The following is a 25,957-nucleotide window of genomic DNA, read 5'->3' on the forward strand; positions in this document are numbered from 1 at the left end:
ATTTTCTTTGCTGGGCCTGTTCCGACGAAAGGGTCGCGACGGTCCGAAGCACCTTTTGTGGAAACTCCATGACCGACCGCCATGAACTGATCCTGACCTGTCCCAAGGGACTCGAAGGCCTGCTGCTCGAGGAAGCCACCGCGCTTGGACTGGAGGAGAGTCGCGAGCAGACATCCGCGATTCGCGGCTTCGGTACGCTGGAGGTGGCCTACCGGCTCTGCCTATGGTCGCGCCTGGCCAATCGCGTGCTGTTGGTGATCAGCCGTTTTCCCACTGTAGACGCCGAGACGCTTTACCAAGGGGTTCACGCCGTCGACTGGGCTGACCATCTGCAGCCTGCCGGCAGCCTGGCAGTGGAGTTCAGTGGTCGTGGCTCGGGCATCGACAACACCCATTTCGGTGCGCTCAAGGTCAAGGACGCCATCGTGGATCGGCTGCGAACCGCATCTGGCGAGAGGCCCAGCATCGACAAGCTCGATCCTGATCTGCGCGTGCATCTGCGCCTCGACAAGGGGCAAGCGGTGCTTTCGCTCGACCTCTCCGGGCACAGCCTGCACCAGCGTGGCTATCGACTGCAGCAGGGTGCAGCGCCGCTCAAGGAAAACCTTGCTGCCGCGATCCTGATGCGTGCCGGCTGGCCACGTATCGCCGCTGCTGGTGGCGCGTTGACAGATCCCATGTGCGGCGTCGGCACCTTTCTTGTCGAAGGGGCGATGATGGCGGCGGACATCGCGCCGAACCTCAAGCGCGAGCGTTGGGGTTTCAGTGCCTGGCTGGGGCACGTACCCGCGCTGTGGTCGCGACTGCATGCCGAAGCTCAGGCACGGGCAGAGGTTGGCTTGGCCAAGCCGCCCTTATGGATTCGCGGCTATGAGGCCGATCCGCGGCTGATCCAGCCGGGACGCAACAACATCGAACGCGCTGGGCTGGCCGGCTGGATCAAGGTCTACCAGGGTGATGTCGGCGACTTCGAGCCGCGCCCGGACCAGAATCAGAAGGGCTTGGTGATCTGCAATCCGCCCTATGGTGAGCGCCTCGGCGACGAGGCGAGCCTTCTCTATCTCTACCAGAACCTCGGCGAACGCCTGCGCCAGGCCTGCCTGGGCTGGGAAGCCGCGGTATTCACCGCCGCGCCGGATCTCGGCAAGCGCATGGGCATCCGCAGTCACAAGCAGTACGCGTTCTGGAACGGTGCGCTGCCGTGCAAGCTGCTGCTGATCAAGGTCGAGCTGGATCAGTTCGTGACAGGTCAGCGCGGCGCCGGCCATGAGGAACATTTACAGCAGCAGGTGCCGGTCGAGCAGGCACGCCTCAGCGAAGGCGGGCAGATGTTCGCCAATCGCCTACAGAAGAATCTGCGTCAGCTCGGCAAATGGGCGCGTCGTGAGGGTATCGAATGCTACCGGCTATACGACGCGGACATGCCTGAGTACGCCCTGGCGATCGATCTGTACGGTGACTGGGTGCACGTGCAGGAGTATGCGCCGCCGCGCTCCATTGATCCGGAGAAGGCCCAGGTGCGCCTGCTCGATGCATTGGCTGCCATACCGCAAGCACTGGGCATTCCTCGCGAGAAGGTGGTGGTAAAGCGCCGCGAGCGCCAGACGGGAACACGCCAGTATGAGCGTCAGGCCAGTCAGGGCGAATTTCTCGAAGTGACCGAGGGCGGCGTCAAGCTGCTGGTGAATCTCACCGATTATCTGGATACCGGCCTGTTCCTCGATCATCGCCCATTGCGCCTGCGCATTCAGCGTGAAGCGGCTGGCAAGCGTTTCCTCAACCTGTTCTGCTATACCGCAACCGCCACGGTTCATGCGGCCAAGGGTGGTGCGCGCAGCACCACCAGCGTCGACCTGTCGAAAACCTATCTGGACTGGGCGCGTCGCAATCTCTCGTTGAATGGCCTTTCGGATCGCCAGCGCCTGGAACAGGGCGACGTGATGGCCTGGCTGGAAGAAGACCGTGGTGAGTACGACCTGATCTTCATCGACCCGCCGACGTTCTCCAATTCCAAGCGCATGGAAGGCGTTTTCGACGTACAGCGGGACCATCAGGTGCTGCTCGATCTGGCGATGGCTCGATTGGCGACGGGCGGAGCGCTGTATTTCTCCAACAACTTCCGCAAATTCGTGCTGGATGCCAGCCTGAGCGACCGCTACGCCGTAGAGGAAATCAGCAGCGCAACGCTGGACGAGGATTTCCGTCGTAATCCCCGGATCCACCGCGCCTGGAAATTCCAGGCGCGGTGATCATCCGGTGATATAGGCGGGCCGTTCGGCCTGCCTGAGTCACATCAGCGTTGTGCGGTGTTCTGGTTGCGCTGACCATAGAGGCTGACCAGCACCTGATCGAGAATCGAGGCTGCGCCCCATGGGCGGGGATGGTTCAGGATCGCCACGACTGCCCAGACATTGCCGTCGCCGTCACGGCTGTAACCTGCGATGGCGCGCACGGTGTTCAGGGTTCCCGTCTTGAGGTGCGCCTTGCCGGCGACAGGTGTATTGCGCAGGCGCTTGCGCATGGTGCCGTCCACGGCGGCCAATGGCATCGACGAAATGAACTCGGCCGAGTAAGGGCTGCGCCAGGCGGCCTGCAGCAAGCTCCCCAGCTCGCGTGCGCTGACGCGTTCGGCGCGGGAAAGCCCGGAGCCGTTCTCGATCACCAGATGCGGCGAGATAAGCCCCTTCTTGGCCAGCCACTGGCGGATGACCCGCTGTGCCGCTTTGGCGTCATCGGCATCCGCCTCGTTACGGAATTCGGCGCCGAGGCTTAGAAACAGCTGTTTGGCCATGGTGTTGTTGCTGTACTTGTTGATGTCTCGAATGATCTCGGTGAGATCCGGCGAATAGGCCCTCGCCAACAGTCTTGCTTTGTCAGGCACCTGGGCCACACGGTCGATGCCGAGAATGCTGCCGCCGAGCTCGGCCCAGATAGCACGCACCGCGCCGGCGGCATAGCGCTGGTGATCGAGCAGTGAAAGGTAGGTCTGTGCGCTGCAGCCGTCGGCGAGTTTGCCGGTGACCACGACGGTCACGCCATCCCCATCCGCAACCGGGTTGTAGAGCACGTCCGGCCAGCCTGGGCATTTGCCTGCGGGCAGCGCTTTGACCCGGTTGTCTATTCGAATGCTGGCGATCGGCGGCTCGACTGCGATGTTCACCTTTCCGCCATCGTTGCGGACGATGAAGCGCAGCGCCTTGAGGTTGACCAGTAGTGAGTCGGGACCAACTAGAAAGGGCTTGTTCTTGTCATTGCCGTCGTCATCGAAGACGGGCAGGTCGGGCTGGACGAAATGGCTGCGATCGAGCACCAGGTCGCCAGTGACCTTGGTGACTCCGTTGGCACGCAAATCTCGCAGCAGCAGCCAGAGCTTCTCCATGTTCAGTTTCGGGTCGCCGCCGCCCTTGAGGTAGAGATTGCCGTTGAGGGTGCCGTCCACCAGCGGGCCGTCGGCATAGAACTCGGTCTTCCACTGGTGGTTGGGGCCGAGCAGTTCGAGGGCGGCGTAGGTGGTAACCAGCTTCATGGTGGAGGCGGGGTTGACCGATACGTCGGCGTTGACGAACGTCGGTGCGGCGTCACCGGTCAGTGGCAGCATGACTACGGACAGTGCGTCGCTGCTGATCTTGTTGGCTTTCAGTGCCTGTTCGACGCGCGGTGGCAGTGTCTGGTTCACCCCGGCTGCCTGGGCTGGCAGGGTCAAGGGCAGGGCGAAGATGGCTAAGGTGATGCCGCGGAGGATGGAGCTCATCGTACGAGCGCCTCTGGGCAAACACAGGGAGCTGCTGGCGGTTTGATTTGGCATGTGTTTCCCACTGCTCTTAGGGAACGAATGCGGGCCATTATGCCCGTGCTGTAGAGGCGTCGTGCCTCTATCCGATAAGCGTAGCTGCGGTACACAGGTTACTGCAAAGACAGATGCGCACCAGGCTGCGATGAGCTCAACCGCTGCTGTCGGTCATCGCCTTGGCGCGGGGTTGCTGTTAGAGTGCGCGCCGTCATCAAGTAGAAAAAGGATCGCCCCCAAATGGCTACCAATCGTTCGCGTCGCCTGCGTAAGAAACTCTGTGTCGATGAGTTCCAGGAACTCGGCTTCGAGGTCAATCTCACCTACCGCGAAGGTATCGAAAGCAAGGCTGTGGACGACTTCCTCGAAGCTTTTATCAGCGAAGCGATGGAAGCCAATGAACTCGGCTATATCGGTGGTGAAGACTACGGTTTTGTCTGCCTCGGCCGTCGCGGCTCGGTCAGCGAAGAGCAGCGTGCGAAAGTCGACGCCTGGTTGAAAGGCCGCAGCGAGCTGGCTGAGTACAGTGTCAGCCCGCTGATGGACGTGTGGTATCCGGAAAACCCGATCAGGGCTGAGAAGTAGTCTCTTCGTCTGATCGTTGCGATGCTGCCCGCTGGGCCTTCCTGCGCGAACGCCTGGCCAGCAGCATCTGCAACACGTGCATCAGTGTTGCGATGAATAGCGCCACAGCTACACCGATGGCAGCATTGATGAGCCGTATCTGCGGCAGGTTCCAGTCCTGGGCCAGCGTCTCTGCCAGCAGCAGGAACAGCAGCGTGGTCTGCAGGACGAATAGCCCATAGTGATTCGCCTGAAACGCTCTGCCCAGCACGATAAGCGGCAGCAGGATCATCACCATCAGTGGCGGGTCGGCCAGGCCGTGGCCAATGTAGATCAGTATGGCCGCAGCCGCCAATATTCCCAGGCTGGCCTGTAGCGCCCGCACCAGACTCCGCTCCAGATCCATCTGCAGCGTGGTGAACACCGCCAGCGTCAACCAGTAGCCTCTTGGCAGTTCAGCCATATTCACGATCACCCCACCCAATGCTCCGGCCAGGATGTAGGTCAGGGCGTGCACACGCCATTGCCGGATCGGCGTTCGGCGAGCGTGCCTGCGCAGCACCCGCAGGATGCTCATAAGCCGCGGCATATATGGCCACATGCGCAGCCCATGCATCCCCCGCAGGCCGAAGGCGAGCAAGGTAACCCAGAGCCCGCCGAGCGCGAAAAGAAAGGCTATGGCGTACGGGTTGTTGAAATCGCCAATGCCGTGCTGCCCTTGGCCGAGGCAGAGGCAGATCGCCAGACCGATACCGAGCTTTCCCGCTTCGCTGCCGTAGCGCTGTAACCAGGCCAGCAGCAGGCCGTAGAAGGCGAAAAGACCGAGACTGATCAATGGATGAGTTGCCGACCAGAAGCCCAGTCCGGCACTCCCGGCGCCCAACGCGATGAGTAACAGCATGCGCAGCATGCCGAAGCGATGAAGTGGGTTGGCCTTGGCCGCCTGAAAGGCGCCGACCGTTGCCCAGAGGAAGCCGGGATGGCCGCTGAACAGCCCCAGCAGCAACGGCAAGGCGCAACCAAAGCCGGCCACCATGGCAGCGCCCCAGGCGGGGCGCGCGGGGTGCCAGTGGATGCTTTGCCGCAGCAGGCGCTTCATGTGGGTCAAACCGGGCTGGAGCGGCCGGTCATCTCGCCGGCCATCTCCGTGGCGTAGCTATCGGTCATGCCTGCGATGAAGTCGATCATGCGCAGGAACGACTGGTAGAGCGGTAGCTCGGGCGAGGGCGCGCTGCGTCCGAGCAGGTCGAGGATCCGCTGATTCTTGAACGAGGGGGTGCCGCCGCGATGTTGTTCCAGTGCTGCGCCGCAAAATGCATTGAGCAGTATTTCCAGCGTGGTGTAGGCGCCAATCTCGTGCAGGGTTTTGCGCTTGTCCTGAAAAATCTTCTGCCGTGCCATCGCCTTCGCCTGCAGCACGCACTCTTTGGCCGGCCCATGCATATGTTCGACCAGGTCACCGTGCAACTCGCCACGAAGCAGGTTGCTCTGCTGCTCGACGAAGGCACCAGCGGCCGCATTGGTCAGGTGTTCGATCGCCTTGCCGCGCAGAATGGCCAGTTTGCGCCGCCTTGAATCCCGCGGGCCCAGCTGACGATAGGTTTCCGGAATGTCATCGCCCACCAGAGCCAGTAACAGCGCTTCAACTTCCGAATATTCCAGCAGCTCCATCTCGAGGCCGTCTTCCAGGTCGATCAGGCCGTAACAGATGTCGTCTGCTGCCTCCATGAGATAAACCAGAGGATGGCGAGCCCAGCGTTGCTCAGCGACGTTGGGTAGGTTCAGCTTCTGTGCGATCTGCTCGAGCAGTGGCTGCTCATTCTGATAGCACCCGAATTTGTGCTTCTTGTACCCCAGCGCCTCTGCATGGCGTGAAGTCCAGGGGTACTTGAGATACGTGCCGAGGGTGGCGTAGGTCAGTCGCGTTCCACCGTCGAACTGGTGGTATTCGAGTTGCGTAAGCACTCGAAATCCCTGTGCGTTGCCTTCGAAGTTGAGAAAGTCCGCGCGTTGCGCGTCGCTCATATCGTCGAGCCATCCGCGCCCTGCGGCCTGCTGGAACCAGCAGCGGATAGCATCCTCGCCGGAGTGGCCAAAGGGCGGATTGCCAATGTCGTGGGCCAAGCAGGCCGACTGGACGATCATGCCAAGGTCGGCCGGGCTGCACCATTCTGGCATGTCATCGCGCAATACTTCACCGGCACGCATACCGAGTGAGCGGCCTACGCAGCTTACCTCCAGCGAGTGGGTGAGGCGGGTATGGATGTGATCGTTGCTGGAAACTGGATGAACCTGAGTCTTGCGCCCGAGCCGGCGAAAGGCGCCCGAAAAAATGATCCGATCATGATCCTTGTGAAAAGGGCTGCGGCCCAACTCGTCGCTACTGTGGGCGGATTTTCCGAGTCGTTCGCGGGTAAGCAGTGTGTGCCAGTCCAAGGACCATCTCCGTATTGCCAATAGCGGGCTGGTGCAAAGCTACCACAACTGCCGAATCGCTGATCGGTGCTGGCGTATTAGAAGGATAACCAGTTCAGAGGCGTGGCAGGCTACCCGCGGTTGGCCGCGGGTACAGTGTTGTTCAGCCAGGGTAGGCGGCTGGGCTAGTGCAGCTTTTCCCGCAGCTTTTGCTGACCCTTGATTAGCGGATATAGCGTCAGCGCCACGCGAGCCAGCTTTCCCATTTTCCCCATCCTGCGTCCGAACAGCGCGAGTACGACAGTCGCAGCGATCATCATCGGTCCCTTGCCTGAACTGTGTTCGCTGGATGTTCGACGCGAACTTACGAAGCTCTTCATCTGCTGCAGTGGATGTGAAAGGGGTTGCGCGTGGTAGAGCATCTGTTGACGGTGCATTTCCATGCGCAGTCGCACCAGATCCTTGCGCATGCTCAGATCATTCGATGTGCTCAACGGTTGGCTCATGGCAGTAATCGCTCCCGGTTGCGCTCCAGTTCTTCAAGCGTGGCCTGGAACGGTGCGGCACATTGTTTGGCGAGCGAAGCGGCCCGGCTCACGCAGATGATCATCACCACTGCGTAGATCGCGCATAGCGTAAGAATCGCCGCGATGCGATGAGTTTCCCAGAAGGCGATGACGATAGCCGCGGAAAGCCCAACCAGGATCAGCAGGCCGAGAATCAGGCTGACACCGGCCAGGAGAAATAGCCGAAAGGTTCGGGCTTTCTCTTCCTGGACCTCTATGCCTACAAGTTCCAGGTGCCCCTGGAGCAGGCCGACGAATGCGCCGCCCAGCTTCTTCAGCGATGGCTTGGGGGCTTCGGTGCCGGGCTTCGCTTCCATTGCTGGCTCTCCCATCAGCGGCGTGAAATCAGACCGAGCAGAAAGCCGACGCCGGCAGCGATGCCGATCGATTGCCAGGGATGGGTGTGTACATATTCCTCGGTGCACTGGATGGCAGCCTGACCCTGCTCGCGCATCGAGCCTTCCCGCTCCTTGAGCATTTCACGAGCCTTGGCAATGTTTGCGTTGATCTTGCTGCGCAGCTCTTCGGTTTGGCCGCCTGCGGTTTCCTGAGTGTGCTTGAGCAGACGCTCAGTGTCGCCGATCAGAGTATGAAACTCTTCAATCAGTGCGTTCTGCGCAGCTTGCAGGTTGCGACGATGGGCAGATGTATCGATCAGGGGGCGGGTGCTCCCAGCGGGACCTTCGGGAATCGGGGTGTTATCGCTGGTGCCGAAAGTGGACTCGGTAGACATGCGCAGCTCCTCTTGATTCTTCGGGGCAAAAGGCCCCGTTGCCTCAAGTTTCGAGCACTGCGCCTCATCAAAGGTTCCCCGCTTCGTTGAGCGTTGTAGACAGCTTTCAATCGCTGGTTCTGGCAATAACGGCAAGGAACAAAAAAGAAAACCCGCCGAAGCGGGTTTCCTGTCTACAGCAGCGAATGCAGTAGCCGCTATTACATCAGCGGGATGGTGTAGCTGACGATCAGACGGTTTTCGTCGATGTTTGTGCCGCGGCTGTAGTTGTTACGCGATGTCGCATTACGCCACTTCACATTGAGGTTTTTAAGCGCGCCAGTCTGGAACGTATAGGCAATATCTGTATTGCGTTCCCACTCCTTGCCTTCAGTGCCTGCGTCTGCACCAATACGATCAAAATTGTCGCCGGTGACGTAACGAGTCATGAAGGTCAAGCCAGGGATGCCGACTGCTGCAAAATTGTAGTCATAGCGTGCCTGCCAAGACTTCTCGTCAGCGTTAGCAAAGTCGTTGACTTGAATGAAGTTCACTAGGTAAGGGTCGACGTTGCCTCCGAGATAAGCAAAGCCGGTGTCACCGCTCATCTTCTGGTAGCCAAGCCCGAAGCTATGGCCACTCAAGGAGTAAGTAACCATCGCACCGAACGACTTGTTGTCTACGTTGGAGCTACCGTCATCCTTGGAACGGGCGTAGCGCAGATCCGTCTTCAACGATTGGCCTTCGCTAATCGGCAGGACGTGAATCAGGTTAAACGCGTTTTGCTTGTAAAGATCTTCCAGTTGACTGTAGTAGTAGCTACCAGTGAGGTTCTTATTGAACTGATATGTCGCGCCCGCGAAGCGGAAATCATCAGATTCGTTCGCCGCTCCACTGGTCAGACGAATGTTGCGTGTGTTTGCGCCAGCAGAGGCTCCGTTTAAGCTAAGGACCTGATTGTCGCTGGATGCGCGCAGATTGTTGCGGTTGGCGTAACCGACATCCAGTGTCAGACCGTCGATCTCCTTCGAGACAAGATTTGCGCCTTGCATCAGAGCTGGAAGAAGGCGACTGTCACTATTTGCGACAGCTACGTTCTTAAATTGCATCGTACCGACCTTCAGCACGGTTTCTGACATCTTCGCTTTGGCTGTCAACCCTAATTCCGAAAAGTCATCTGCTGCAGTGTCACCATCGCCCGGAAGGAGCTGGGAACCGTCGCCGTAGCGACCGCCACCGGAATCTAGTTTCACGCCTAGAAGGCCTAGCGCGTCCACGCCAAATCCTACTGTCCCTTCGGTGTAGCCGGATTCAACGCGCAGCAAGAAACCTTGCGCCCACTCTTCTTGCTTGCTTTGCCCGGAACCTTCGCGATAGTCCCGGTTGAAATAGAAGTTACGCAGTTCCAGACCAGCCTTGGTGTCTTCGATGAAGGCGGCTTGGGCCATGGTTGGGATAGCCAGTGTTGCTCCCAGAGTGGCGAGGGCCACGCCCCGGGCGATGGGGGTCTTGAGCATTTATTATTTCTCCTCGTTGGATGACGCTCTGAAGTCGCTCTTTACGGCGCCATGCAATAAAACATTACAGAGGTTTTTCAACCTTTAGACTTTAGTCGCCAAGTCCCGCAAGTCAACGTGCTAGACGGTCGCAGGCATATCGTGCATGTGCGCGATATTCGCGTACGACCCGTAAAGTTGCACAAGACAACGGCCTGGCGGTTAAAGACTAAAGGGTGTGCCGGGCAATCTGCGTCGCCGCGGGTGGCAGCATCCTAGCGTTTTGCTCGGGCAGAGTCGAATGGCCATCGCATAATCGCCTGATGAGTGAGGCTGAATTCACATTTTTGCTGCTGGTGCGTCTGCCGGCCGAAGTCACTTATCAATGGCGCGCCGAATAACGCTTGCTAGAATTCGAGCACATAACATTGCGAGAACGTCAGATGTTACCGGAATGCCAACTGTTCGGGACCTTGGGCTGCCATCTATGCGAGCAGGCCGAGGAAGTGCTCATGCCTTTGGTCGAATATGGGCTGCTGGTCGAGTTGATCGATATCGCTGAGCGCCCTGATTGGGTCGAGGATTATGGTTTGCGAATCCCGGTGCTTCGTCGCGTCGATACCGGTTCCGAATTGAACTGGCCGTTCGAGGCAGAGCAGGTGGTGAGCTTTCTTCAGGGTTCGACGTGATATTGAACAAATTACAGGCATAAAAAAACCGGCATGTTTGCCGGTTTTTTGTTCAGCTAAGCAGCTAGCTGAACAGCGGGATATGGTCGGAGCGACTGGATTCGAACCAGCGACCTTCTCGTCCCGAACGAGACGCGCTACCAAGCTGCGCTACGCTCCGAAGATGGCGCGCATTCTACAGAAAAAGTTTTGTTGCACAAGGTGTTAGGAGAGGTTTTTTTGGGGGCGGCCAGCCTTTTGCGAGCTGCTAGCGGAACAATCGACCTTCGCGGCAGATAACCTAGGATCTACCTTGTGCGAAGGTCGACCTGGCTCAGAGTTCTCGTACGGTGCGAACCTGATCCTTGTTCACTTTGCCTGGCTTGCCATCGATTTGCTCATATTCGTAGAAGCCCGACTCGTCATCGAAATCGGGATGGTCCAGAGTTTGAATTTCACGACCATCGTTGAGCGTGATCACGCTGGGGTTCGCGCAGCCGGCAAGGACGGTAAAGCCCAGCGTGAGTAGCAGGGCGGGGATGATGCGTGGTTGCATGACGCTGTTCCTTCTGCGGGTTCGATACCCATGGGACGAAACCCACTAGGACGAAGTTCCCCTCGAACCAGTGATCTTGAGCAGCTCCGGTGTATTCAGGTTGGCGAGGCGGGGGTCGCCCCGGTGTACCTCAAGCGCACGGGCGTCAAGATGAAGAAGTGCACGCAAAGGGCTGCGTTCGCCAGAATGCCAGCAAGCGTCAACTTCGGCCTGTCGGCCGGTGGGAATTATGCTGAACAGGGGCTCCCACTGGCCTTCGCAGCTCAGCATGACTGGCCTGTCTGGCTCTTCGAGCGCGGTCTGGTAGAGCGACTGCAGCAAGGGGCGATCAATCAACGGGGTGTCGCACGGCAGTACGAGCATCCAGGCGTTGCGAGCAGCTGCAAGACCGCTGCGTATTCCAGCAAGGGGCCCGGGGAATCCCTGCTCTTCATCACTAATCAATCGATCGGCATAGGCCGAGTAGCGGGCTCGATTGCGGTTGCAGGACAGCAGGAGGTCGTCTGTCAATGGCTGAACGGTCTCATGCAACCATGCAATCAACGGGCGTCCCTGCCATTCGACCAGTCCTTTGTCCTGTCCTCCCATACGTTGCCCACGGCCACCCGCCAGAAGCAGGATGGAGCAGGAAGGCAGTAGCGGGTCGGGCATATCATCGCTCCAGAAAAGCTTGCATATAGCGCTCGGGCTGGCGGTCGGGCAGCGTGCGCACGGGAGGTGTGGAGGCCAGGCGCTCGGGTTATTGGAATCTGTGTCGCGCTTCGGCGACCCAGGAGTGCTTCAGCTAAACCAACGAAAAATCCTGTTGTCTATCTCCTCCATCCACTTTCTCTGGAAGAGGGTGCCGCCTGCTCATTGGCTGAATACAAGGAGAACAATCAAATGCAGGAGAGAAACGTTTGGGTTGATTATGCCAAGGCGATCGGGATCATTCTTGTTGTCTACGGGCATGTCGCGCGAGGCGTGTTCAATGCCGGGTTGCCGATGGATGAGGCGCGATTCGTGCTGGTCGACAGCATCATTTACAGCTTTCACATGCCGCTGTTCTTCTTCCTGTCGGGTTTATTCTTCTTCGATTCGTTGCAGAAGCGGGGCCGGGGCGGGTTGATCATCAACAAGGTCGACACAATCGTCTATCCCTTTATTGTCTGGTCTTTACTACAAGGTCTGTAAGCTCGCAGCGGCTAAAAACCAAGAAATGAGCGGGTGATCGGGCGGGTTTTGATCGATTTGCCGCTTTCAAAATCGGCAAGGGCTGAAGTCGGTCAAAAAACAGGCGGCTTTTTCAGACCTTCCTTAGAGGCCCGAGGCCCCGAAATGCTCCTGCATGAATATTTCTATATTTCAAATGTAATTACATGAGTTTGTTTCACGCAGTCATGGCGCGGACAATCAGCGTATTCATGCAGAACGACATTTGGAGTGAGAAATGGCTGTAGCGCACAACCTCGGTTTTCCACGCATTGGTGTGGACCGCGAGCTGAAGAAAGCCCTGGAGGCATATTGGAAGGGCGAGCTGAACGAGCAGGGGTTGCGCCTGGTTGGTCGCCAGCTGCGTGCACAACACTGGCAAGCCCAGGCCGATGCCGGTATCCAGTTGCTGCCGGTGGGCGACTTCGCCTGGTATGACCAGGTTCTTACGCACTCGCTGATGTTCGGCGTGGTGCCGCAGCGCTTCCGCCCGGCCGATGGCCAACCGACGCTGGACACGCTGTTCGCCATGGCCCGTGGCGTGACCAACAGCTGCTGCGGTGGCGGCCAGGCCCAGGAGATGACCAAGTGGTTCGATACCAACTATCACTATCTGGTACCGGAGTTCACCGTTGACCAGCAGTTCCAGCTGTCCTGGTCGCAATTGTTCGAAGAGGTCGAGGAGGCGCAGGCGCTGGGTCACACGATCAAGCCAGTGCTGGTCGGCCCGCTAACCTATCTCTGGCTGGGCAAGCTCAAGGGCGAGGCTGCCGAGCGTTTCGACAAGCTCGAGCTGCTCGAACGCCTCCTGCCGGTCTATGGCGAGGTGCTCGACCGGCTTGCGGCGCAGGGTGTCGAGTGGGTGCAGATCGACGAGCCGATCCTCGCCCTCGACCTGCCGCAGGACTGGAAGAATGCCTTCGAGCGCGCCTACAACCTGCTGCAGCGGGCCCCGCTGAAGAAGCTGGTCGCCACCTACTTTGGCGGACTGGAGGACAACCTCAGCCTGGCGGCGGCGCTGCCGGTGGACGGCCTACACATCGATCTGGTGCGTGCGCCGGAGCAGTACCCGCTGATTCTCGACTGGTTGCCGACCTACAAGGTGCTGTCACTGGGGTTGGTCAATGGTCGCAACGTCTGGCGCTGCGACCTGGAGAAGGCCCTAGAGGTGGCGCGGCATGCCGCCGAGCGGCTGGGTGACCGCCTCTGGCTGGCGCCGTCCTGCTCCCTGCTGCACAGCCCGGTGGACCTTGAGCGCGAGGACCGGCTCGATCATGAACTGAATGGCTGGTTGGCCTTTGCCGTACAGAAATGCGCCGAAGTGGCGACCCTGGCCCGAGCCATCAACGAGCCGACGAATGAGGATGTCGCGGTCGAGCTGGCGCGCAGCCGTGCGGTGCAGGCGGCACGTCAGCACTCGCCACGCATCCACAAGCCGCAGGTCCAGGCACGCCTGAATGCCATCCAGCCACAAGACAGCCAGCGTACCTCGGTGTTCGCTGCGCGCATCGAACACCAGCGCGCGCGGCTCGACCTGCCGGCGTTCCCGACCACGACCATCGGCTCGTTCCCGCAGACGCCGGCTATCCGTCTGGCGCGGCAAGCCTACAAGCAGGGCCGGTTGCCGCTCGGTGATTACACCGAGGCGATGCAGGCCGAGATCCGCCATGCGGTGGCGGTGCAGGAGCAGATCGGCCTGGACGTGCTGGTGCATGGCGAAGCGGAGCGCAACGACATGGTCGAGTATTTCGCCGAGCAGCTCGATGGCTATGCCTTTACCCGGTTCGGCTGGGTACAGAGTTACGGCTCGCGTTGCGTGAAACCGGCGGTGATCTACGGCGACCTCAGCCGCCCGCAGCCGATGACCGTCGACTGGATTCGCTACGCCCAGCAGCAGACCGACCGGGTGATGAAGGGCATGCTCACCGGCCCGGTGACCATGCTGATGTGGTCGTTCGCTCGTGAGGATGTATCGCGTGAGGTTCAGGCACGGCAGCTGGCGCTGGCGATCCGTGACGAGGTCTGCGATCTGGAAGCCACCGGCATCCGCATCATCCAGATCGATGAGGCGGCGTTCCGCGAGGGGTTGCCGTTGCGTCGCGCGCAGTGGCAGCACTATCTGGACTGGGCGGTCGAGGCGTTCCGTCTGTGTGCCAGCGGCGTGCGCGACGAGACGCAGATCCACACGCACATGTGCTACAGCGAGTTCAACGACGTCATCGAGTCCATCGCGGCGATGGATGCCGATGTCATCACCATCGAGACCTCGCGCTCGCAGATGGAGCTGCTCGAAGCCTTCCGCGCCTTCGACTATCCCAATGACATCGGCCCGGGGGTCTACGACATCCACTCGCCACGCGTTCCGGATACTGCCGAAATGGTGCAGCTGCTGGAGAAGGCCGCCGAGCGCATCCCGGCCGAGCGGCTCTGGGTCAATCCGGATTGCGGGCTGAAGACCCGCGCCTGGCCGGAGACCGAGGCAGCGCTGGTGAACATGGTGGCTGCGGCCCGTCAGCTGCGCGCCTCGCGCAACGCCAAGGTCGCCTGAGGTCGACGCGGGCGCAGCGCTCCAGTGCGGGCGCTGCGCCGTGGTGCGTCAGCCCTGGGCGACGTGGTCGAAGTGGGTCAGGCGCTCGGCTGTCCGGCTGTCCAGATAACGCTGCAGCAGTGCGACTTCCGCGGGCTGCATGAACAGGCCGAGCTTGGTGCGGCGCCAGAGGATGTCTTCTGTCGTCTGCGCCCATTCCTCGACCATCAGGTAGTCCACCTCGCGCGCATGCAGGCCGGCGCCGAAGCATTCGCCAAGGTCCTGCAGCGCATCGGTACCCTTGAGCAGCAGCCAGCTGCGGCTGCCGTAGGTGCGCGCCCAGCGCCGCGCAATCGGACCGGGCAACCATGGATAGCTGGCGCAGAGCGCGTGGGCCAACGCCGATGGCTCGTCCAGATGCTCACCGCCAGGCAGGGCGGCGTCATGCGTCCAGGGCTGTTTCATTTCGGGAAACAGCGGCGCCAGCTGTGCCAGTGCCGCTTCGGCGAGCTTGCGATAGGTGGTCAGCTTGCCGCCGAACACCGAGAGCAACGGTCCCTCACCGGCGCTATCGCTGAGTGTGAGCGTGTAGTCGCGGGTGATCGCCGAGGGCTGGTCGGACTCGTCATCGCAAAGCGGCCTGACCCCGGCATAGCTGTAGCGGATGTCGGCGCGGTGCAGCTGATGCTTGAAGTGCGCGTTGACGATGGCCAGCAGGTAGTCGATCTCCTTATCGGTGATCCGCACCTGCGCCGGGTCGCCGTGGTACGCGTGATCGGTGGTGCCGATCAGGCTGAACTGGCCGAGATACGGCGTGATGAACACGATGCGCCGATCCTCGTTCTGCAGGATGTAGGCGTGATCGCCCTCATAGAGTTTCGGCACGACGATGTGGCTGCCCTGGATCAGGCGCATGCCGTGAGGCGAAGTCTGCCGGAGCTGCTCTTCGATGAACGAGGCTACCCACGGTCCGGTGGCGTTGACCAGCGCGCGGGCGCGGATCGAAAACCGGCTGCCGTCCTGACGCTCCAGATGCAGATGCCAGAGCCCCTTGCTGCTGCGCGCGCTGACGCAGCGAGTGCGGGTGTGGATATGCGCGCCCAGCTCGCGTGCCGCCATGGCGTTGAGTACCACCAGCCGCGCATCGTCGACCCAGCAATCGGAATATTCGAAGCCGTGGGTGATTTCCTCCTTGAGCGGGCTGTCGGCACCGAAACGCAGGCTGCGCGAACCGCCGAGCTTTTCGCGCTTGCCGAGGTGATCGTAGAGAAACAGGCCAGTGCGGATCATCCACGACGGGCGCAGATGCGGACGGTAGGGCAGCACGAAGCGTAGCGGGGTGATGATGTGCGGCGCCTTGGCCAGCAGCACTTCGCGCTCGGCCAGCGCTTCGCGAACCAGGCGCAGCTCGTAGTGTTCGAGATAGCGCAGCCCGCCGTGCACCAGCTTGCTGCTGGCAGAGGAGGTGTGTTCGCCCAGGTCGCCCTGTTCGCAGAGAAACACCGACAGGCCGCGCCCGACGGCATCGGCGGCGATACCTGCGCCATTGATGCCGCCGCCAACCACGGCCAGGTCGTAGACTTCCGCGAGCGGTGCAAGAAGAGGATGATTCATGGGCGCTTATAACTACCGATTCTTTGTCGCCGTACGTTACCGCCATTCATCAATCATTAGCACTACAAAGCCATGACACCTGCCATCGACCTGTTGAAAAAAGCCCGAGCCGAGCACGCCGTACACAGTTACGAACACGATCCCAAGTCTGCGTCCTATGGACTGGAGGCGGCGGAAAAGCTCGGGCTTGATCCGGCGCGGGTATTCAAGACGCTGCTCGCCTGTAGCGAGAAGAACGAGCTACTGGTCGCCGTGGTGCCCGTCGCCGGCACCCTCGATCTCAAGGCGCTGGCCCAGGCGGCCGGCGTGAAGAAAGTGGAGATGGCCGATCCGATGGCGGCCCAGCGGGCCACCGGTTATCTGGTCGGTGGTATCAGTCCGCTGGCGCAGAAGAAGCGTCTGCGTACCTTTATCGACAGTTCTGCGCAGGCGCAGGCGAGCATCTACGTGAGCGCTGGTCGTCGCGGGTTGGAAGTCGAGTTGGCTCCAGCCGTGCTGGCTGAGCACAGCAAGGCTGTTTTTGCGTCGATCGGGCGCGGCTGATAGCCGATAGCTGATAGCTGATAGCTGCGAGGGTCCGGTCAAGCGAGGTGAAAATTTGCACTGCGCCGAAACATCGTGCGTCAGCTGGAGACCAGGCTTCGCAACAACGCCTGGGCGTCCTGAGCACCCATCATGGCTGCGGCGACCAGTGCTGTGGCGCCGTTGGCGTCGACGGCTTGCGGGTTGGCGCCCCGGGCGATCAGGTGTTCGATGATTTCGGTACGGTTGAACATGGCTGCCATCATCAGAGCGGTTTTGCCGTCCTCGCAGGGGCTCTCGACATCGGCGCCGTGCGCCAGCAGCAACTCGATCATGTTCAGGTCGCCCTTGAAGGCTGCGCCCGCCAGCGGCGTATGACCGCGAATATTGCGCAGCTGCGGATCGGCGCCATGCTCGAGCAGCACACGACTGGCGTCGAGGTGGCCGTGGTAGCTGGCGAGCATCAGTAGGCTGTCACCGGCGTGATTGCGAAGATCGGCTGGCATACCCTGCCTGAGCAGTTCACCAAGGCGCGAGCTGTCGCCGTTGCGAGCGCTGTCGAACACCTGCTCGGCGAAGGCGAGGGTGGCATCATCCAGTTCTGGCAGTTGTCTGGGCGTTTGCATCGCGGTTCTCCATGGCTGTCAGCAGTTCGCCTGCCGTGTCGAAAGCCATTGTCGTGATCGGGCTGGCGATGCGCCAACCAAGGCTTTCTATCTTGCGGATAGGCGCTCTGTATGTGCGCCCAGTCCGAGGCGATGGCCAGTCCGAAGGAATATCGGAACGCCATCGGATCAGGCTCGCATGCCAGAAGCCGGTGCGGTTGTGGCAGTATTCGACGGCCCGACACTCCGATGCCCGAAGCGATGAAGCCTGAAGATCTCGAACGCCTGGTGACCCAGACGATGCCCTACGGTAAGTACAAGGGCCGGTTGATAGCCGATCTGCCGGGTAATTACCTCAACTGGTTCGCCCGCGTCGGCTTCCCGCCTGGCAGCCTCGGCCAGCTGCTGGAGCTGATGCACGAGATCGACCACAACGGGCTTTCAGCCCTGTTGGAACCCTTGCGCCGCCGCAACGCCTCGCGCGGCTGATCGCCGGCGAGTGCCTACCGTCACGGTTGCTCGGTTTGCTCGCGCAACACCTCCAGGGCCGGCGCGGCATAGATGCCTACTTCCACCGCCAGCGCCATCAGTCGTGGCACATCGCAGGTGTAGACCAGCACCGCCTGCAGCTCATCGTCCAGCGGCTCGCTGAAGTCCACCAGCACGTAGCCACCTTTCTCCGGATACAGGCTGCTCAGCTGCACCTGAATGCGGTTCAGCGCTGTCAGCGGCTCGGTCTTGGCGAGCTGCTTGGGCTTGAGGACGAAGGTCACGCTGTCGCCGAAGGAGGCGACGATCTGTGTGAACAGCTCCTGATAATCATCAGCCTGGAACAACACCGTCTCCGGCAGGCTGCCGACCACCACCCATTCGCCGAGAGAAATGGGAAAGCTGTCGTCGTAATTGATGTCTGGGTTGGCCTGTAGAAATGCCTGCGGATCGGCGTACGCCTCCGCGGCTTCTGCCGCGACGCGGCCAATTTCGTCGTCGGTCATGCAGCCGGAGCTGATAAGGCTGATCAGTGCGGCAAGTTGGTCTTTCATGGGTGTTCCTGCGCGAGTGAGCACGCAAGGATAACCAAGGTCGTTGTCTCGTGTGCACCGCTGGTTGCGCAGCGGGCCGCTGTGTCTGGTATATGCAAAGCAGTTCTAAGCTTATTCTGTTTCTGGAGGGCTGCCGTGGCGATGTGATAGCGTCGCTTCTGCGACAAGCTGCCGCACACCATCGATAGAACCCGAGCGTCGGCGAAGACCACGCCGGTGGCGGCAAGCATAACTACAACCGCTGATGAGGCCCTTTCATGAAACTCACTCACTGGCCCCTGGCCGGTGTGGCTGCGTTGTTACTGACGATGCAGGCACAGGCTGCCGATGGGCAAAAAATCTACGCGCAGGGCGGCGCCAACCCTGCGGCGATGGCGTGTGGCACGTGCCACGGTGCCGATGCGATGGGGATGGCGGCGGCCGGCTTTCCACGCCTCGCCGGGATATCCGCCGGATACACGCGCAAGCAGCTCGAGGACTTCCGCTCCGGTGCCAGAAGCAATCCGGTCATGCAGCCAATTGCTGCGGCCTTGAGCGACGAAGAGATGGATGCCGTGGCGGCCATGCTCGAAGCCAGGCCAGCGCCGGTTTTCGCCAGTATCGGTCGGGCGGAAAAGGCGGAAGGTGTGGGGCCGCGCCTTGCCCTTCGTGGTGCCTGGGAACGCAACATTCCCGAGTGCGTGGCCTGCCATGGCCCCGCTGGCATTGGGGTCGGTGAGAGCTTCCCGCCGCTGGCCGGGCAGTCGACGCAATACCTCAGCGCGCAGCTCAATGCCTGGCGTCAGGGTACGCGCAAGAACGATCCGAACGATCTGATGGGTCATATCGCCCGCGCGATGACCGACGACGAAGTGCAGGCCGTCGCCGAGTACTTTGCCGGCCTGGAGCACAAGGGGGGCAGCCAATGAGAACCTACTGGTTGACGCTGCTGGCCATGGCGGTCAGCGGTGCGCCGCTGGCGGCCGAGATCAAGATGGACGATCAGTCCCAGCTGACACAGAAAGCTGCCAAGGGCGCAGGTGAGAACTTCTTCCAGCCCCCGCAGGAAAAGGATCTGCCGGCCAACGCCTATGGCGAACTGGTGCAGCAGGGCCGGGCGATCTTCGTCGACACTCAGAAGTACGCCGCCGAGTACGTCGGCAACGGCATGAATTGCACCAACTGCCACCTCGATCAGGGGCGCAAGGCCAACTCAGCGCCGCTGTGGGGCGCGTATCCGATGTATCCGGCTTACCGGAAGAAGAATGACAAGGTCAACAGCTACGCCGAGCGGATACAGGGCTGTTTCCAGTTCAGCATGAACGGCAAGCCGCCGGCAGCCGATAGCCATGTGATCAATGCCCTGACGGCCTATTCCTACTGGCTTTCCACTGGTGCTCCGACAGGCCAGGAGCTGCCGGGGCGGGCCTATCCTGAAGTCCCACAGCCCAAAGGTGGTTTCGATATTGCCAAGGGCAAGCAGATCTATGCCGAGCAGTGCGCGGTCTGTCACGGCGACAACGGCCAGGGCCAGCAGGCGGGTGGCGCGTATGTGTTCCCACCATTATGGGGCAAGGACTCGTTCAACTGGGGTGCCGGCATGCACCGGATCAACACCGCCGCGGCCTTCATCAAGGAGAGCATGCCGCTGGGCAAGGGTGGTTCGCTCAGCGACGAGGACGCCTGGCATGTGGCCGCATACATGAACAGCCATGAGCGGCCGCAGGACCCGCGTCTGGTCGACGGCACGGTGGAAAAGACGCGGCTTCGCTACCACGCCAACGACGGAGTGAATCTCTATGGACAGGAGGTGGATGGCGTCGTACTTGGACAGGGCATCAAATAGAGACTTAAGTACATCATTGCGGACAGAAGAGGGCGCCATTCGGCGCTCTCTTCATTTTCGGACTGGGCGGTCACCTTCAGATGTGCCAAAAGGCTTAATTACCTGTCCGTTATAAGCGCAATGTTACGGATTCTTTCAGATTTTCATGCACAATAGCCGCCATAAGAGGCGCTGGAATGATCGTGACTGGCCGAGTCCTGTTGCTGCCGTCCCAACGTCAGAAACGATCAAGCCCTTCGAGAGGAACGACCGTGTATAACGTCGTCATCAGCGGTACCGGCCTTTATACCCCTGCCAACAGCATTTCCAACGATGAACTAGCGGAGTCCTTCAACACCTATGTTCATCGCTTCAACAGCGAGAATGCCGCTGCCATCGAGGCCGGCGAGATCCAGCCGCTGCCCGAGTCCAGCTCCGCCTTCATCGAAAAGGCCTCCGGCATCAAGAGCCGCTACGTTACCGACAAGGCCGGCATTCTCGATCCCGAGCGCATGGTTCCGCGCATTCCCGAGCGCAGCAATGACGAGTGGTCGATTCTCTGCGAGATGTCGGTCAAGGCAGCCGAAGAAGCGCTGGCCCGCGCCGGCAAGACCGCTGCGGACATCGACGGCGTGATCGTCGCATGCTCCAACCTGCAGCGCGCCTATCCGGCAGTCGCCATCGAAGTGCAGGCGGCACTGGGGATCAAGGGTTTCGGCTTCGACATGAACGTGGCGTGCTCGTCGGCCACGTTCGGCATCCAGAACGCGGTCAACAGCATCAAGCTGGGCCAGGCGCGCGCGATCCTGATGGTCAACCCCGAGATCTGTACCGGGCATATGAACTTCCGCGACCGCGACAGCCATTTCATCTTCGGCGACGCCTGCACCGCGGTAATCATCGAGCGCGAAGATCTGGCGACCTCGGCGCAGCAGTGGGACGTCATCAGTACCAAGCTGGTGACCGAGTTTTCCAACAACATCCGCAACAACTTCGGCTTTCTCAACCGTGCTGCCGAAGAGCACATGAACGATCCGGACAAGCTGTTCATCCAGGAAGGTCGCAAGGTGTTCAAGGAGGTCTGCCCGATGGTGGCGGAGCTGATCGGTGAGCACCTGGCTGAGAACGACATCGCTGTGGAATCGGTGAAGCGTTTCTGGCTGCATCAGGCCAACCTGAACATGAACCACCTGATCGTGCGCCGCCTGCTGGGCCGCGACGCCACCGAGGAAGAGGCGCCGGTGATCCTCGATACCTACGCCAATACCAGTTCGGCCGGCTCGGTGATCGCCTTCCACAAGCACCAGGACGACCTGCCCAGCGGCAGCCTCGGTGTGCTCAGCTCGTTCGGTGCGGGCTACTCGATCGGCAGCGTGATCCTGCGCAAGCGCTGATTCGCCCTGGCCGGCTCAGCCGGTCAGCTCACACATTCGCTGCAGCACGGCATTCATGCCATTGCTGCGCGAAGGCGACAATTGCCGCGAAAGGCCAAGACGGGCGAACCAGTCGGCCATGTCCACTTCGGCCAGATCGGCAGCTTCCAGGCCATTGACTCTAGCCAGCAGCACCGCCAACAGGCCGCGGATGAGCCGGGCATCACTGCCGGCACGAAAATGCCAGCAGCCGTCCTGTCGTTCGCCGACCAGCCACACGCGGCTTTCGCAGCCCGATACCTGATTCGTTTCGCTGCGTTCATCTTCATCCAACGGTGCCAGCCGCTCACCCCATTGCATCAGCAAACGTGCGCGCTGCTCCCAGCCGGGCGCCTGGCTGAATGCCTCCAGCGCTTCGCCAGCGGCTTGCGGCAAGTCGCTCATCGCAGTAACTCCAGGGCCTGATCCAGCGCGCTGAAGAAGCGCTCGAGGTCGGCACTATCGTTGTACAGTCCGAGCGAGACGCGTGTCGCGCCATCCAGACCAAGGTGTTTCATCAGCGGCATGGCGCAGTGATTGCCGCTGCGCACCGCGATGCCCTGTTCGGTGAGTAGATGCCCCAAGTCGGAATGATGCACGCCTTCGACAACGAAGCTGGCCAGCGCAACCTGCGGCGAGCCGAGCAGGCGAACGCCGTTGCGTGCGGCAAGCCCGGCGAGCAGCTGGTCATGCAATGCCTGCTCGTGGCGCTCGACCGCCGCAACGTCGAGTTCAGCCAGATAGTCCAGCGTGGCGCCGAGACCGATGACGCCGGAGATCGGCGGCGTGCCGGCCTCGAAGCCCAGGGGCGCGGCATGGAACTCGGCGTGTTGATAATCGGCGATGCGTACCATCTCGCCGCCGAACTGCCAGTGACGCAGCTCCAGCAGCGATTCGCCGCGGCCGTACAGTACGCCGACGCCATCCGGCCCGTAGAGCTTATGGCTGGAGAGCACGTAGAAATCGCAACCCAGCGTGGTCATGTCGTGACGGCCGTGCACCACGCCCTGCGCGCCGTCGACGATGGTAAGCGCACCTTGGGTCTTGGCCAGGTGCAGCAGGTCGTCCAGCGGTTGCCAGCCACCCAGCACGTTGGACAGCTGACTCACCGCCAGCAGTCGGGTACGCGGCCCGACCAGCGCGGCAGCTGCGGCCAGGTCGATGCGCCCGGCGGTATCGATCGGTAGCACCTGCAGTCTGGCGTTGCGCCGTTTGGCCAGCTGTTGCCAGGGCAGCAGGTTGGCGTGATGTTCGAGGGCGCTGATGACGATCTCGTCACCGGCTCCGATCAGATGTTCCAGTCCGTAGGCGAGCAGATTCAGCGCTTCCGTCGCGCCGCGGGTGAAGACGATTTCAGTGGGCGAAGCCGCGTTCAGCCATTTCGCCACCTTGATGCGGGAGTCTTCGTAAGCGCGAGTCGCGCGTTCGGCGGGCTGGTGCTGGGCGCGGTGCACATTGGCGGCGCCGCAGGTGTAGTAGCCGCTGAGAGCATCGATCAGCGCCTGCGGCTTCTGTGCCGTGGCGGCGCTGTCGAGATAGGTCTGGCCTTGCGCTTCGAGCACCGCCAGGGCAGGGAAGTCGGCACGCCAGGGAGAAAACAGGGCCATAAGCGGCAAACCTCCAGCTGCAGGGGATGCGGCAAGGCAGGCGCTCATGGCTCGCAGCTTGCCGCTGCTCCTGCTCAGTTATGCGCGTGCAGCGCCTCGTTCAGCTCGATGGCCGACTTGTGAGTCTTGCACTCCACAGCGCCGGTCTGCGAGTTACGACGGAACAGCAGGTCGCTCTGGCCGGCCAGCTCGCGCGCCTTGACCACTTTGACCAGTTGATCGCCGTCGTCGAGCAGGCTGACCTTGGTGCCGGCCGTGATGTACAGGCCCGACTCCACGGTGTTGCGGTCGCCCAGCGGAATGCCGATGCCGGCATTCGCGCCGATCAGGCAGCCTTCGCCGACGGAGATGACGATGTTGCCGCCACCGGACAGGGTGCCCATGGTCGAGCAGCCGCCGCCGAGGTCCGAACCCTTGCCGACGAACACGCCAGCGGAGACGCGGCCTTCGATCATGCCCGGGCCGGCGGTACCGGCGTTGAAGTTGATGAATCCCTCGTGCATCACGGTTGTGCCTTCACCCACATAGGCACCGAGGCGAATGCGCGCGCTGTCGGCGATACGCACGCCGGCAGGGACCACGTAATCGGTCATCTTCGGGAACTTGTCCACCGAGAAGACTTCCAGCAGATCGCCCTTCAGGCGTGCTTCCAGCTGGCGCTCGGCCAGTTCGCTCAGGTCCACCGCGCCCTGGTTGGTCCAGGCGACGTTGGGCAGCAGCGGGAAGATGCCGGTCAGGTTCAGACCATGCGGTTTGGCCAGCCGGTGTGAAAGCAGGTGCAGCTTGAGGTAGGCCTCGGGGGTCGAGGTAAGCGGCGCGTCTTCGGCGAGCAGAGTGGCGACAAGCGGGCGCTGGCTTTCGGCCAGGCGGGTCAGCAGCGCGTACTGGGTAGCGTCGAGCGGCTTCAGGGCATCCGCCAGTTGTGCAGCCTGGGTAGTGGTGATGCTGATTGCCTGATTGCCGCCGGCATAGCCGAGCAGCGGGGCGACGGCAGCTACCAGCTCGCCGGCAGGTTGCAGCAGCGGTTGTGCGTAGAAGACTTCCAGCCAGTCGCCTTGACGGTTCTGGGTGCCAACGCCAAAGGCGAGGCTAAATAGGGTTGCGGACATAGAATTTCCTTTTTGTCGGCCGCGCCGTCTGTTGGGCGGCTATCAGTTCGGCGCTGCCACTTCGGCAGCGTAAAGATCGGGCTTGAAGCCAATCAGGGTCTTACCGCCCAAGTCGAGTACAGGGCGTTTGATCATCGACGGTTGGGCCAACATCAGCTCGATGGCCCGGGCCTGGTCAAGATCGGCCTTTGCAGCGTCGTCCAGCTTGCGGAAGGTGGTGCCTGCACGGTTGAGAACGGTCTGCCAGCCGTGTTCATTGCACCAGGCTTCCAGGTGGGTGCGGTCTATGCCGACGCTCTTGTAGTCGTGGAAGTCGTAGTCCAGTCCGTGTTCGTCGAGCCAGGTACGGGCCTTTTTCATCGTGTCGCAGGCTTTGATTCCGTATAGGTGTAAGTGCTTGATTTTACAGGGCGTTTCCATCCTCTCCAAATTCTCCCCAAAACCTCGCCAAAACTCAGTCGCGGATTATGCCACGTCGATCCACTCGGCGCCCCGGCTGTCGCGGTATAGCGCGGTCATCGCTGCCGACTTGTGGCCGAGCATCAATTGAGGATCTCGGCCTTCTGCCGCGTGCAATCTGGCAGCCAGTGAACGCATCTCGTGGAAGGTCGGCGGACTCTCTCCGAACTCTATGCCGGCCTTCTTGCCGGCGCGGTCGCGGGCTGCTGCAAATGCGCTGGTCAATGTGTCCAGCATGATTGGCATTCCCGGCGTCGCGCGGCTCACAGTGCGGCTGTGATGCACGAGATGCTTTGACACTACCGCATCCCGGCAGGCTTTAACCACCTCGCCAAGCTCGAGCCCGAGCGATTCCAGGCGTAGCTTCGTGCTAATCCGCAGCCTGGCGCCGGTCTTCGCCTGGATCACATGCAGATGGTCGTCTTGCACGTCCTTGAACAGCATTGCCGCGATATCGTCTCGCCGCTGGCCGGTCAACACTGCAAGTTCCATGGCGCGCTTCAGCCAAGGCTGTTTGGCCTCAGCATAGATCGCCTTCCATAGCTCCAGGGTCAGCCGTTCGCGCTTGACCTTCACCTTCGCGGCCCGCGTCACTTCGACCGGGTTGTCCTTCCGCCATCCCGCCGCTATCGCCTCGCGCATCAGGTCGCTCAGCAGTGAGCGCATGGCCCGCGCCATTTGCGCCTTTCCTTCATCCGTGAAGGTCTTCAGATAGCCGGCAACCTCAAACGTCCCTATGCTTGCCGTGTCGAGGTGCCCAAGAGCTTCGCTCAGGCGATTCAGCCTCATGCGCACGGTTTCCTTGCTGCGGTCAGACACGTCGCGCTCTGCGTACAGCGTGCGGTATTCATCGATCCATTCCGAGAACCTGCGGGCCGGCGCCGCTGCTATACGCTCAACCAGGGCCGGCTGCATCTTGGCGCCGGTATGGTTGGCGTGCACAGCTTCACGCACGGCCAGCGCCTTGTCGGTGCCAAGCCCGTACCACCTCCCTGACGACGGGTCGCGGTAGCTGTAATAGGTGACGCCGTTCCTGCTGTCCGTCTTGCGGTACAGGTTCGGCGGCAGGTCTTTCGAACCGGTCTTACGCGGCCTTGGCGCCATGTCGATCCCTCGCGATGCGCCCGGCAAGCGTGCCTGGCTCGATGTACTGTGCGTCTGGCTCAACATAATAGCTGCGCCCGTGCTTCACTGGGGCGGGGAAAATCTTCGCCTCCCGCGCCCATCGCCGCAGCGTGTTGAGCGTCGGCACCGGATCGAAGTTGGCTTCGGCCCATTTCTCAAGGCTCAATTTCATCCC

27 protein-coding genes, 1 tRNA gene and 1 pseudogene are annotated in these 25,957 nt (G+C 61.2%); 10 read left to right on the forward strand and 19 right to left on the reverse strand.

Annotated features, from left to right (window positions below; translation table 11 throughout):
* The first annotated feature begins 68 nt into the window (after positions 1-68).
* Positions 69-2,249: a bifunctional 23S rRNA (guanine(2069)-N(7))-methyltransferase RlmK/23S rRNA (guanine(2445)-N(2))-methyltransferase RlmL gene (gene rlmKL / locus CW305_RS06185; RefSeq protein WP_104097362.1), complete on the forward strand. Its 2,181-nt coding sequence runs from the start codon at positions 69-71 to the stop codon at positions 2,247-2,249.
* A gap of 44 nt (positions 2,250-2,293) precedes the next feature.
* Here rlmKL and dacB read toward each other — a convergent pair whose 3' ends face one another.
* Positions 2,294-3,751, reverse strand: coding sequence for a D-alanyl-D-alanine carboxypeptidase/D-alanyl-D-alanine endopeptidase (gene dacB / locus CW305_RS06190; RefSeq protein ID WP_042925075.1), 1,458 nt, complete (start codon positions 3,749-3,751; stop codon positions 2,294-2,296).
* 276 nt (positions 3,752-4,027) lie between these two features.
* Here dacB and CW305_RS06195 point away from each other — a divergent pair, with 276 nt between their 5' ends.
* On the forward strand, positions 4,028-4,372 hold the full coding sequence (locus tag CW305_RS06195) for a YggL family protein (protein ID WP_014820690.1): 345 nt from the start codon (positions 4,028-4,030) through the stop codon (positions 4,370-4,372).
* On the opposite strand, the gene CW305_RS06200 is transcribed toward CW305_RS06195, so the two are convergent.
* The 6 genes from CW305_RS06200 to CW305_RS06225 all read right to left on the reverse strand — a co-directional run bounded on the left by CW305_RS06200 (position 4,356) and on the right by CW305_RS06225 (position 9,561).
* Positions 4,356-5,450: an FUSC family protein gene (locus tag CW305_RS06200; protein WP_014820689.1), complete on the reverse strand. Its 1,095-nt coding sequence runs from the start codon at positions 5,448-5,450 to the stop codon at positions 4,356-4,358. The two genes, CW305_RS06195 and CW305_RS06200, sit on opposite strands and share 17 nt — an antisense overlap.
* 5 nt (positions 5,451-5,455) lie before the next feature.
* Positions 5,456-6,787, reverse strand: a complete 1,332-nt coding sequence (locus CW305_RS06205; protein ID WP_104097363.1) for a deoxyguanosinetriphosphate triphosphohydrolase — start codon at positions 6,785-6,787, stop codon at positions 5,456-5,458.
* A 164-nt stretch (positions 6,788-6,951) separates the two neighbouring features.
* A complete protein-coding gene (locus CW305_RS06210) occupies positions 6,952-7,272 on the reverse strand; it encodes a hypothetical protein (RefSeq protein WP_023445188.1) in 321 nt (106 codons plus the stop codon).
* The gene (locus CW305_RS06215) at positions 7,269-7,649 is read right to left on the reverse strand and encodes a phage holin family protein (RefSeq protein ID WP_003298343.1); all 381 of its coding nucleotides are present in this window, start codon (positions 7,647-7,649) and stop codon (positions 7,269-7,271) included. The genes CW305_RS06210 and CW305_RS06215 overlap by 4 nt, the downstream gene beginning before the upstream one ends.
* Positions 7,650-7,663: 14 nt before the next feature.
* Positions 7,664-8,065 (reverse strand): ElaB/YgaM/YqjD family protein, encoded by a 402-nt coding sequence (locus CW305_RS06220; protein WP_003298345.1) that lies wholly within the window; start codon positions 8,063-8,065, stop codon positions 7,664-7,666.
* A 200-nt stretch (positions 8,066-8,265) separates the two neighbouring features.
* Positions 8,266-9,561, reverse strand: a complete 1,296-nt coding sequence (locus CW305_RS06225) for an OprD family porin (protein ID WP_104097364.1) — start codon at positions 9,559-9,561, stop codon at positions 8,266-8,268.
* Between the two features lie 422 nt (positions 9,562-9,983).
* On the opposite strand from CW305_RS06225, the gene CW305_RS06230 reads away from it, so the two are divergent.
* Positions 9,984-10,229 carry a glutaredoxin family protein gene (locus tag CW305_RS06230; RefSeq protein ID WP_104097365.1) on the forward strand — a complete coding sequence of 82 codons (246 nt, stop codon included), beginning with the start codon at positions 9,984-9,986 and terminating at the stop codon, positions 10,227-10,229.
* Positions 10,230-10,312: 83 nt separating this feature from the next.
* On the opposite strand, the gene CW305_RS06235 is transcribed toward CW305_RS06230, so the two are convergent.
* The 3 genes from CW305_RS06235 to mobA form a co-directional block, all read right to left on the reverse strand.
* A tRNA-Pro gene (locus tag CW305_RS06235) sits at positions 10,313-10,389 on the reverse strand.
* A gap of 153 nt (positions 10,390-10,542) precedes the next feature.
* Positions 10,543-10,764, reverse strand: coding sequence for a YgdI/YgdR family lipoprotein (locus tag CW305_RS06240; protein ID WP_104097366.1), 222 nt, complete (start codon positions 10,762-10,764; stop codon positions 10,543-10,545).
* Between the two features lie 45 nt (positions 10,765-10,809).
* Positions 10,810-11,415: a molybdenum cofactor guanylyltransferase MobA gene (mobA, locus tag CW305_RS06245; RefSeq protein ID WP_104097367.1), complete on the reverse strand. Its 606-nt coding sequence runs from the start codon at positions 11,413-11,415 to the stop codon at positions 10,810-10,812.
* Positions 11,416-11,646: 231 nt separating this feature from the next.
* On the opposite strand from mobA, the pseudogene CW305_RS06250 reads away from it, so the two are divergent.
* Both CW305_RS06250 and metE read left to right on the forward strand, forming a co-directional pair.
* Positions 11,647-11,934: pseudogene (locus tag CW305_RS06250) on the forward strand (acyltransferase family protein); the annotation flags it as partial.
* 259 nt (positions 11,935-12,193) lie between these two features.
* Positions 12,194-14,503, forward strand: a complete 2,310-nt coding sequence (gene metE, locus CW305_RS06255; protein WP_104097368.1) for a 5-methyltetrahydropteroyltriglutamate--homocysteine S-methyltransferase — start codon at positions 12,194-12,196, stop codon at positions 14,501-14,503.
* A gap of 48 nt (positions 14,504-14,551) precedes the next feature.
* Here the strand turns inward: metE and glpD are convergent, their stop codons facing one another.
* Complete coding sequence (gene glpD / locus CW305_RS06260; RefSeq protein ID WP_104097369.1) at positions 14,552-16,096, reverse strand: glycerol-3-phosphate dehydrogenase; 1,545 nt, start codon at positions 16,094-16,096, stop codon at positions 14,552-14,554.
* 72 nt (positions 16,097-16,168) lie between these two features.
* Between glpD and ybaK the strand changes: the two genes are divergently transcribed.
* The gene (gene ybaK / locus CW305_RS06265) at positions 16,169-16,639 is read left to right on the forward strand and encodes a Cys-tRNA(Pro) deacylase (RefSeq protein ID WP_104097370.1); all 471 of its coding nucleotides are present in this window, start codon (positions 16,169-16,171) and stop codon (positions 16,637-16,639) included.
* An 80-nt stretch (positions 16,640-16,719) separates the two neighbouring features.
* Here the strand turns inward: ybaK and CW305_RS06270 are convergent, their stop codons facing one another.
* Positions 16,720-17,244: an ankyrin repeat domain-containing protein gene (locus tag CW305_RS06270; RefSeq protein ID WP_104097371.1), complete on the reverse strand. Its 525-nt coding sequence runs from the start codon at positions 17,242-17,244 to the stop codon at positions 16,720-16,722.
* A gap of 240 nt (positions 17,245-17,484) precedes the next feature.
* Between CW305_RS06270 and CW305_RS06275 the strand changes: the two genes are divergently transcribed.
* Positions 17,485-17,712 carry a DUF3820 family protein gene (locus CW305_RS06275; protein WP_003280237.1) on the forward strand — a complete coding sequence of 76 codons (228 nt, stop codon included), beginning with the start codon at positions 17,485-17,487 and terminating at the stop codon, positions 17,710-17,712.
* Positions 17,713-17,732: 20 nt separating this feature from the next.
* On the opposite strand, the gene CW305_RS06280 is transcribed toward CW305_RS06275, so the two are convergent.
* On the reverse strand, positions 17,733-18,266 hold the full coding sequence (locus CW305_RS06280) for a hypothetical protein (RefSeq protein WP_104097372.1): 534 nt from the start codon (positions 18,264-18,266) through the stop codon (positions 17,733-17,735).
* 257 nt (positions 18,267-18,523) lie between these two features.
* Between CW305_RS06280 and CW305_RS06290 the strand changes: the two genes are divergently transcribed.
* From CW305_RS06290 to CW305_RS06300, 3 genes are all read left to right on the forward strand, one after another.
* The gene (locus CW305_RS06290) at positions 18,524-19,174 is read left to right on the forward strand and encodes a c-type cytochrome (RefSeq protein ID WP_023446287.1); all 651 of its coding nucleotides are present in this window, start codon (positions 18,524-18,526) and stop codon (positions 19,172-19,174) included.
* On the forward strand, positions 19,171-20,091 hold the full coding sequence (locus CW305_RS06295; RefSeq protein ID WP_104097373.1) for a c-type cytochrome: 921 nt from the start codon (positions 19,171-19,173) through the stop codon (positions 20,089-20,091). The genes CW305_RS06290 and CW305_RS06295 overlap by 4 nt, the downstream gene beginning before the upstream one ends.
* Positions 20,092-20,342: 251 nt before the next feature.
* A complete protein-coding gene (locus CW305_RS06300) occupies positions 20,343-21,464 on the forward strand; it encodes a beta-ketoacyl-ACP synthase III (protein ID WP_104097374.1) in 1,122 nt (373 codons plus the stop codon).
* A gap of 15 nt (positions 21,465-21,479) precedes the next feature.
* Here the strand turns inward: CW305_RS06300 and CW305_RS06305 are convergent, their stop codons facing one another.
* The 6 genes from CW305_RS06305 to CW305_RS06330 form a co-directional block, all read right to left on the reverse strand.
* Positions 21,480-21,887: a SufE family protein gene (locus CW305_RS06305; RefSeq protein ID WP_104097375.1), complete on the reverse strand. Its 408-nt coding sequence runs from the start codon at positions 21,885-21,887 to the stop codon at positions 21,480-21,482.
* Positions 21,884-23,089, reverse strand: coding sequence for an aminotransferase class V-fold PLP-dependent enzyme (locus CW305_RS06310; protein WP_104097376.1), 1,206 nt, complete (start codon positions 23,087-23,089; stop codon positions 21,884-21,886). Before CW305_RS06310 ends, CW305_RS06305 begins: the two co-directional genes overlap by 4 nt.
* Positions 23,090-23,163: 74 nt before the next feature.
* On the reverse strand, positions 23,164-24,198 hold the full coding sequence (gene dapD, locus CW305_RS06315) for a 2,3,4,5-tetrahydropyridine-2,6-dicarboxylate N-succinyltransferase (protein ID WP_014821069.1): 1,035 nt from the start codon (positions 24,196-24,198) through the stop codon (positions 23,164-23,166).
* A 42-nt stretch (positions 24,199-24,240) separates the two neighbouring features.
* Entirely contained in the window at positions 24,241-24,618 is a 378-nt protein-coding gene (locus CW305_RS06320) for an ArsC family reductase (RefSeq protein WP_104097377.1), read from the reverse strand.
* A gap of 45 nt (positions 24,619-24,663) precedes the next feature.
* A complete protein-coding gene (locus CW305_RS06325) occupies positions 24,664-25,761 on the reverse strand; it encodes a phage integrase Arm DNA-binding domain-containing protein (protein WP_104097378.1) in 1,098 nt (365 codons plus the stop codon).
* Positions 25,742-25,954 (reverse strand): excisionase, encoded by a 213-nt coding sequence (locus CW305_RS06330; RefSeq protein WP_020308886.1) that lies wholly within the window; start codon positions 25,952-25,954, stop codon positions 25,742-25,744. The genes CW305_RS06325 and CW305_RS06330 overlap by 20 nt, the downstream gene beginning before the upstream one ends.
* Positions 25,955-25,957 lie beyond the last annotated feature (3 nt).

This window comes from Stutzerimonas kunmingensis (assembly GCF_002929225.1).
Lineage (GTDB): Bacteria > Pseudomonadota > Gammaproteobacteria > Pseudomonadales > Pseudomonadaceae > Stutzerimonas.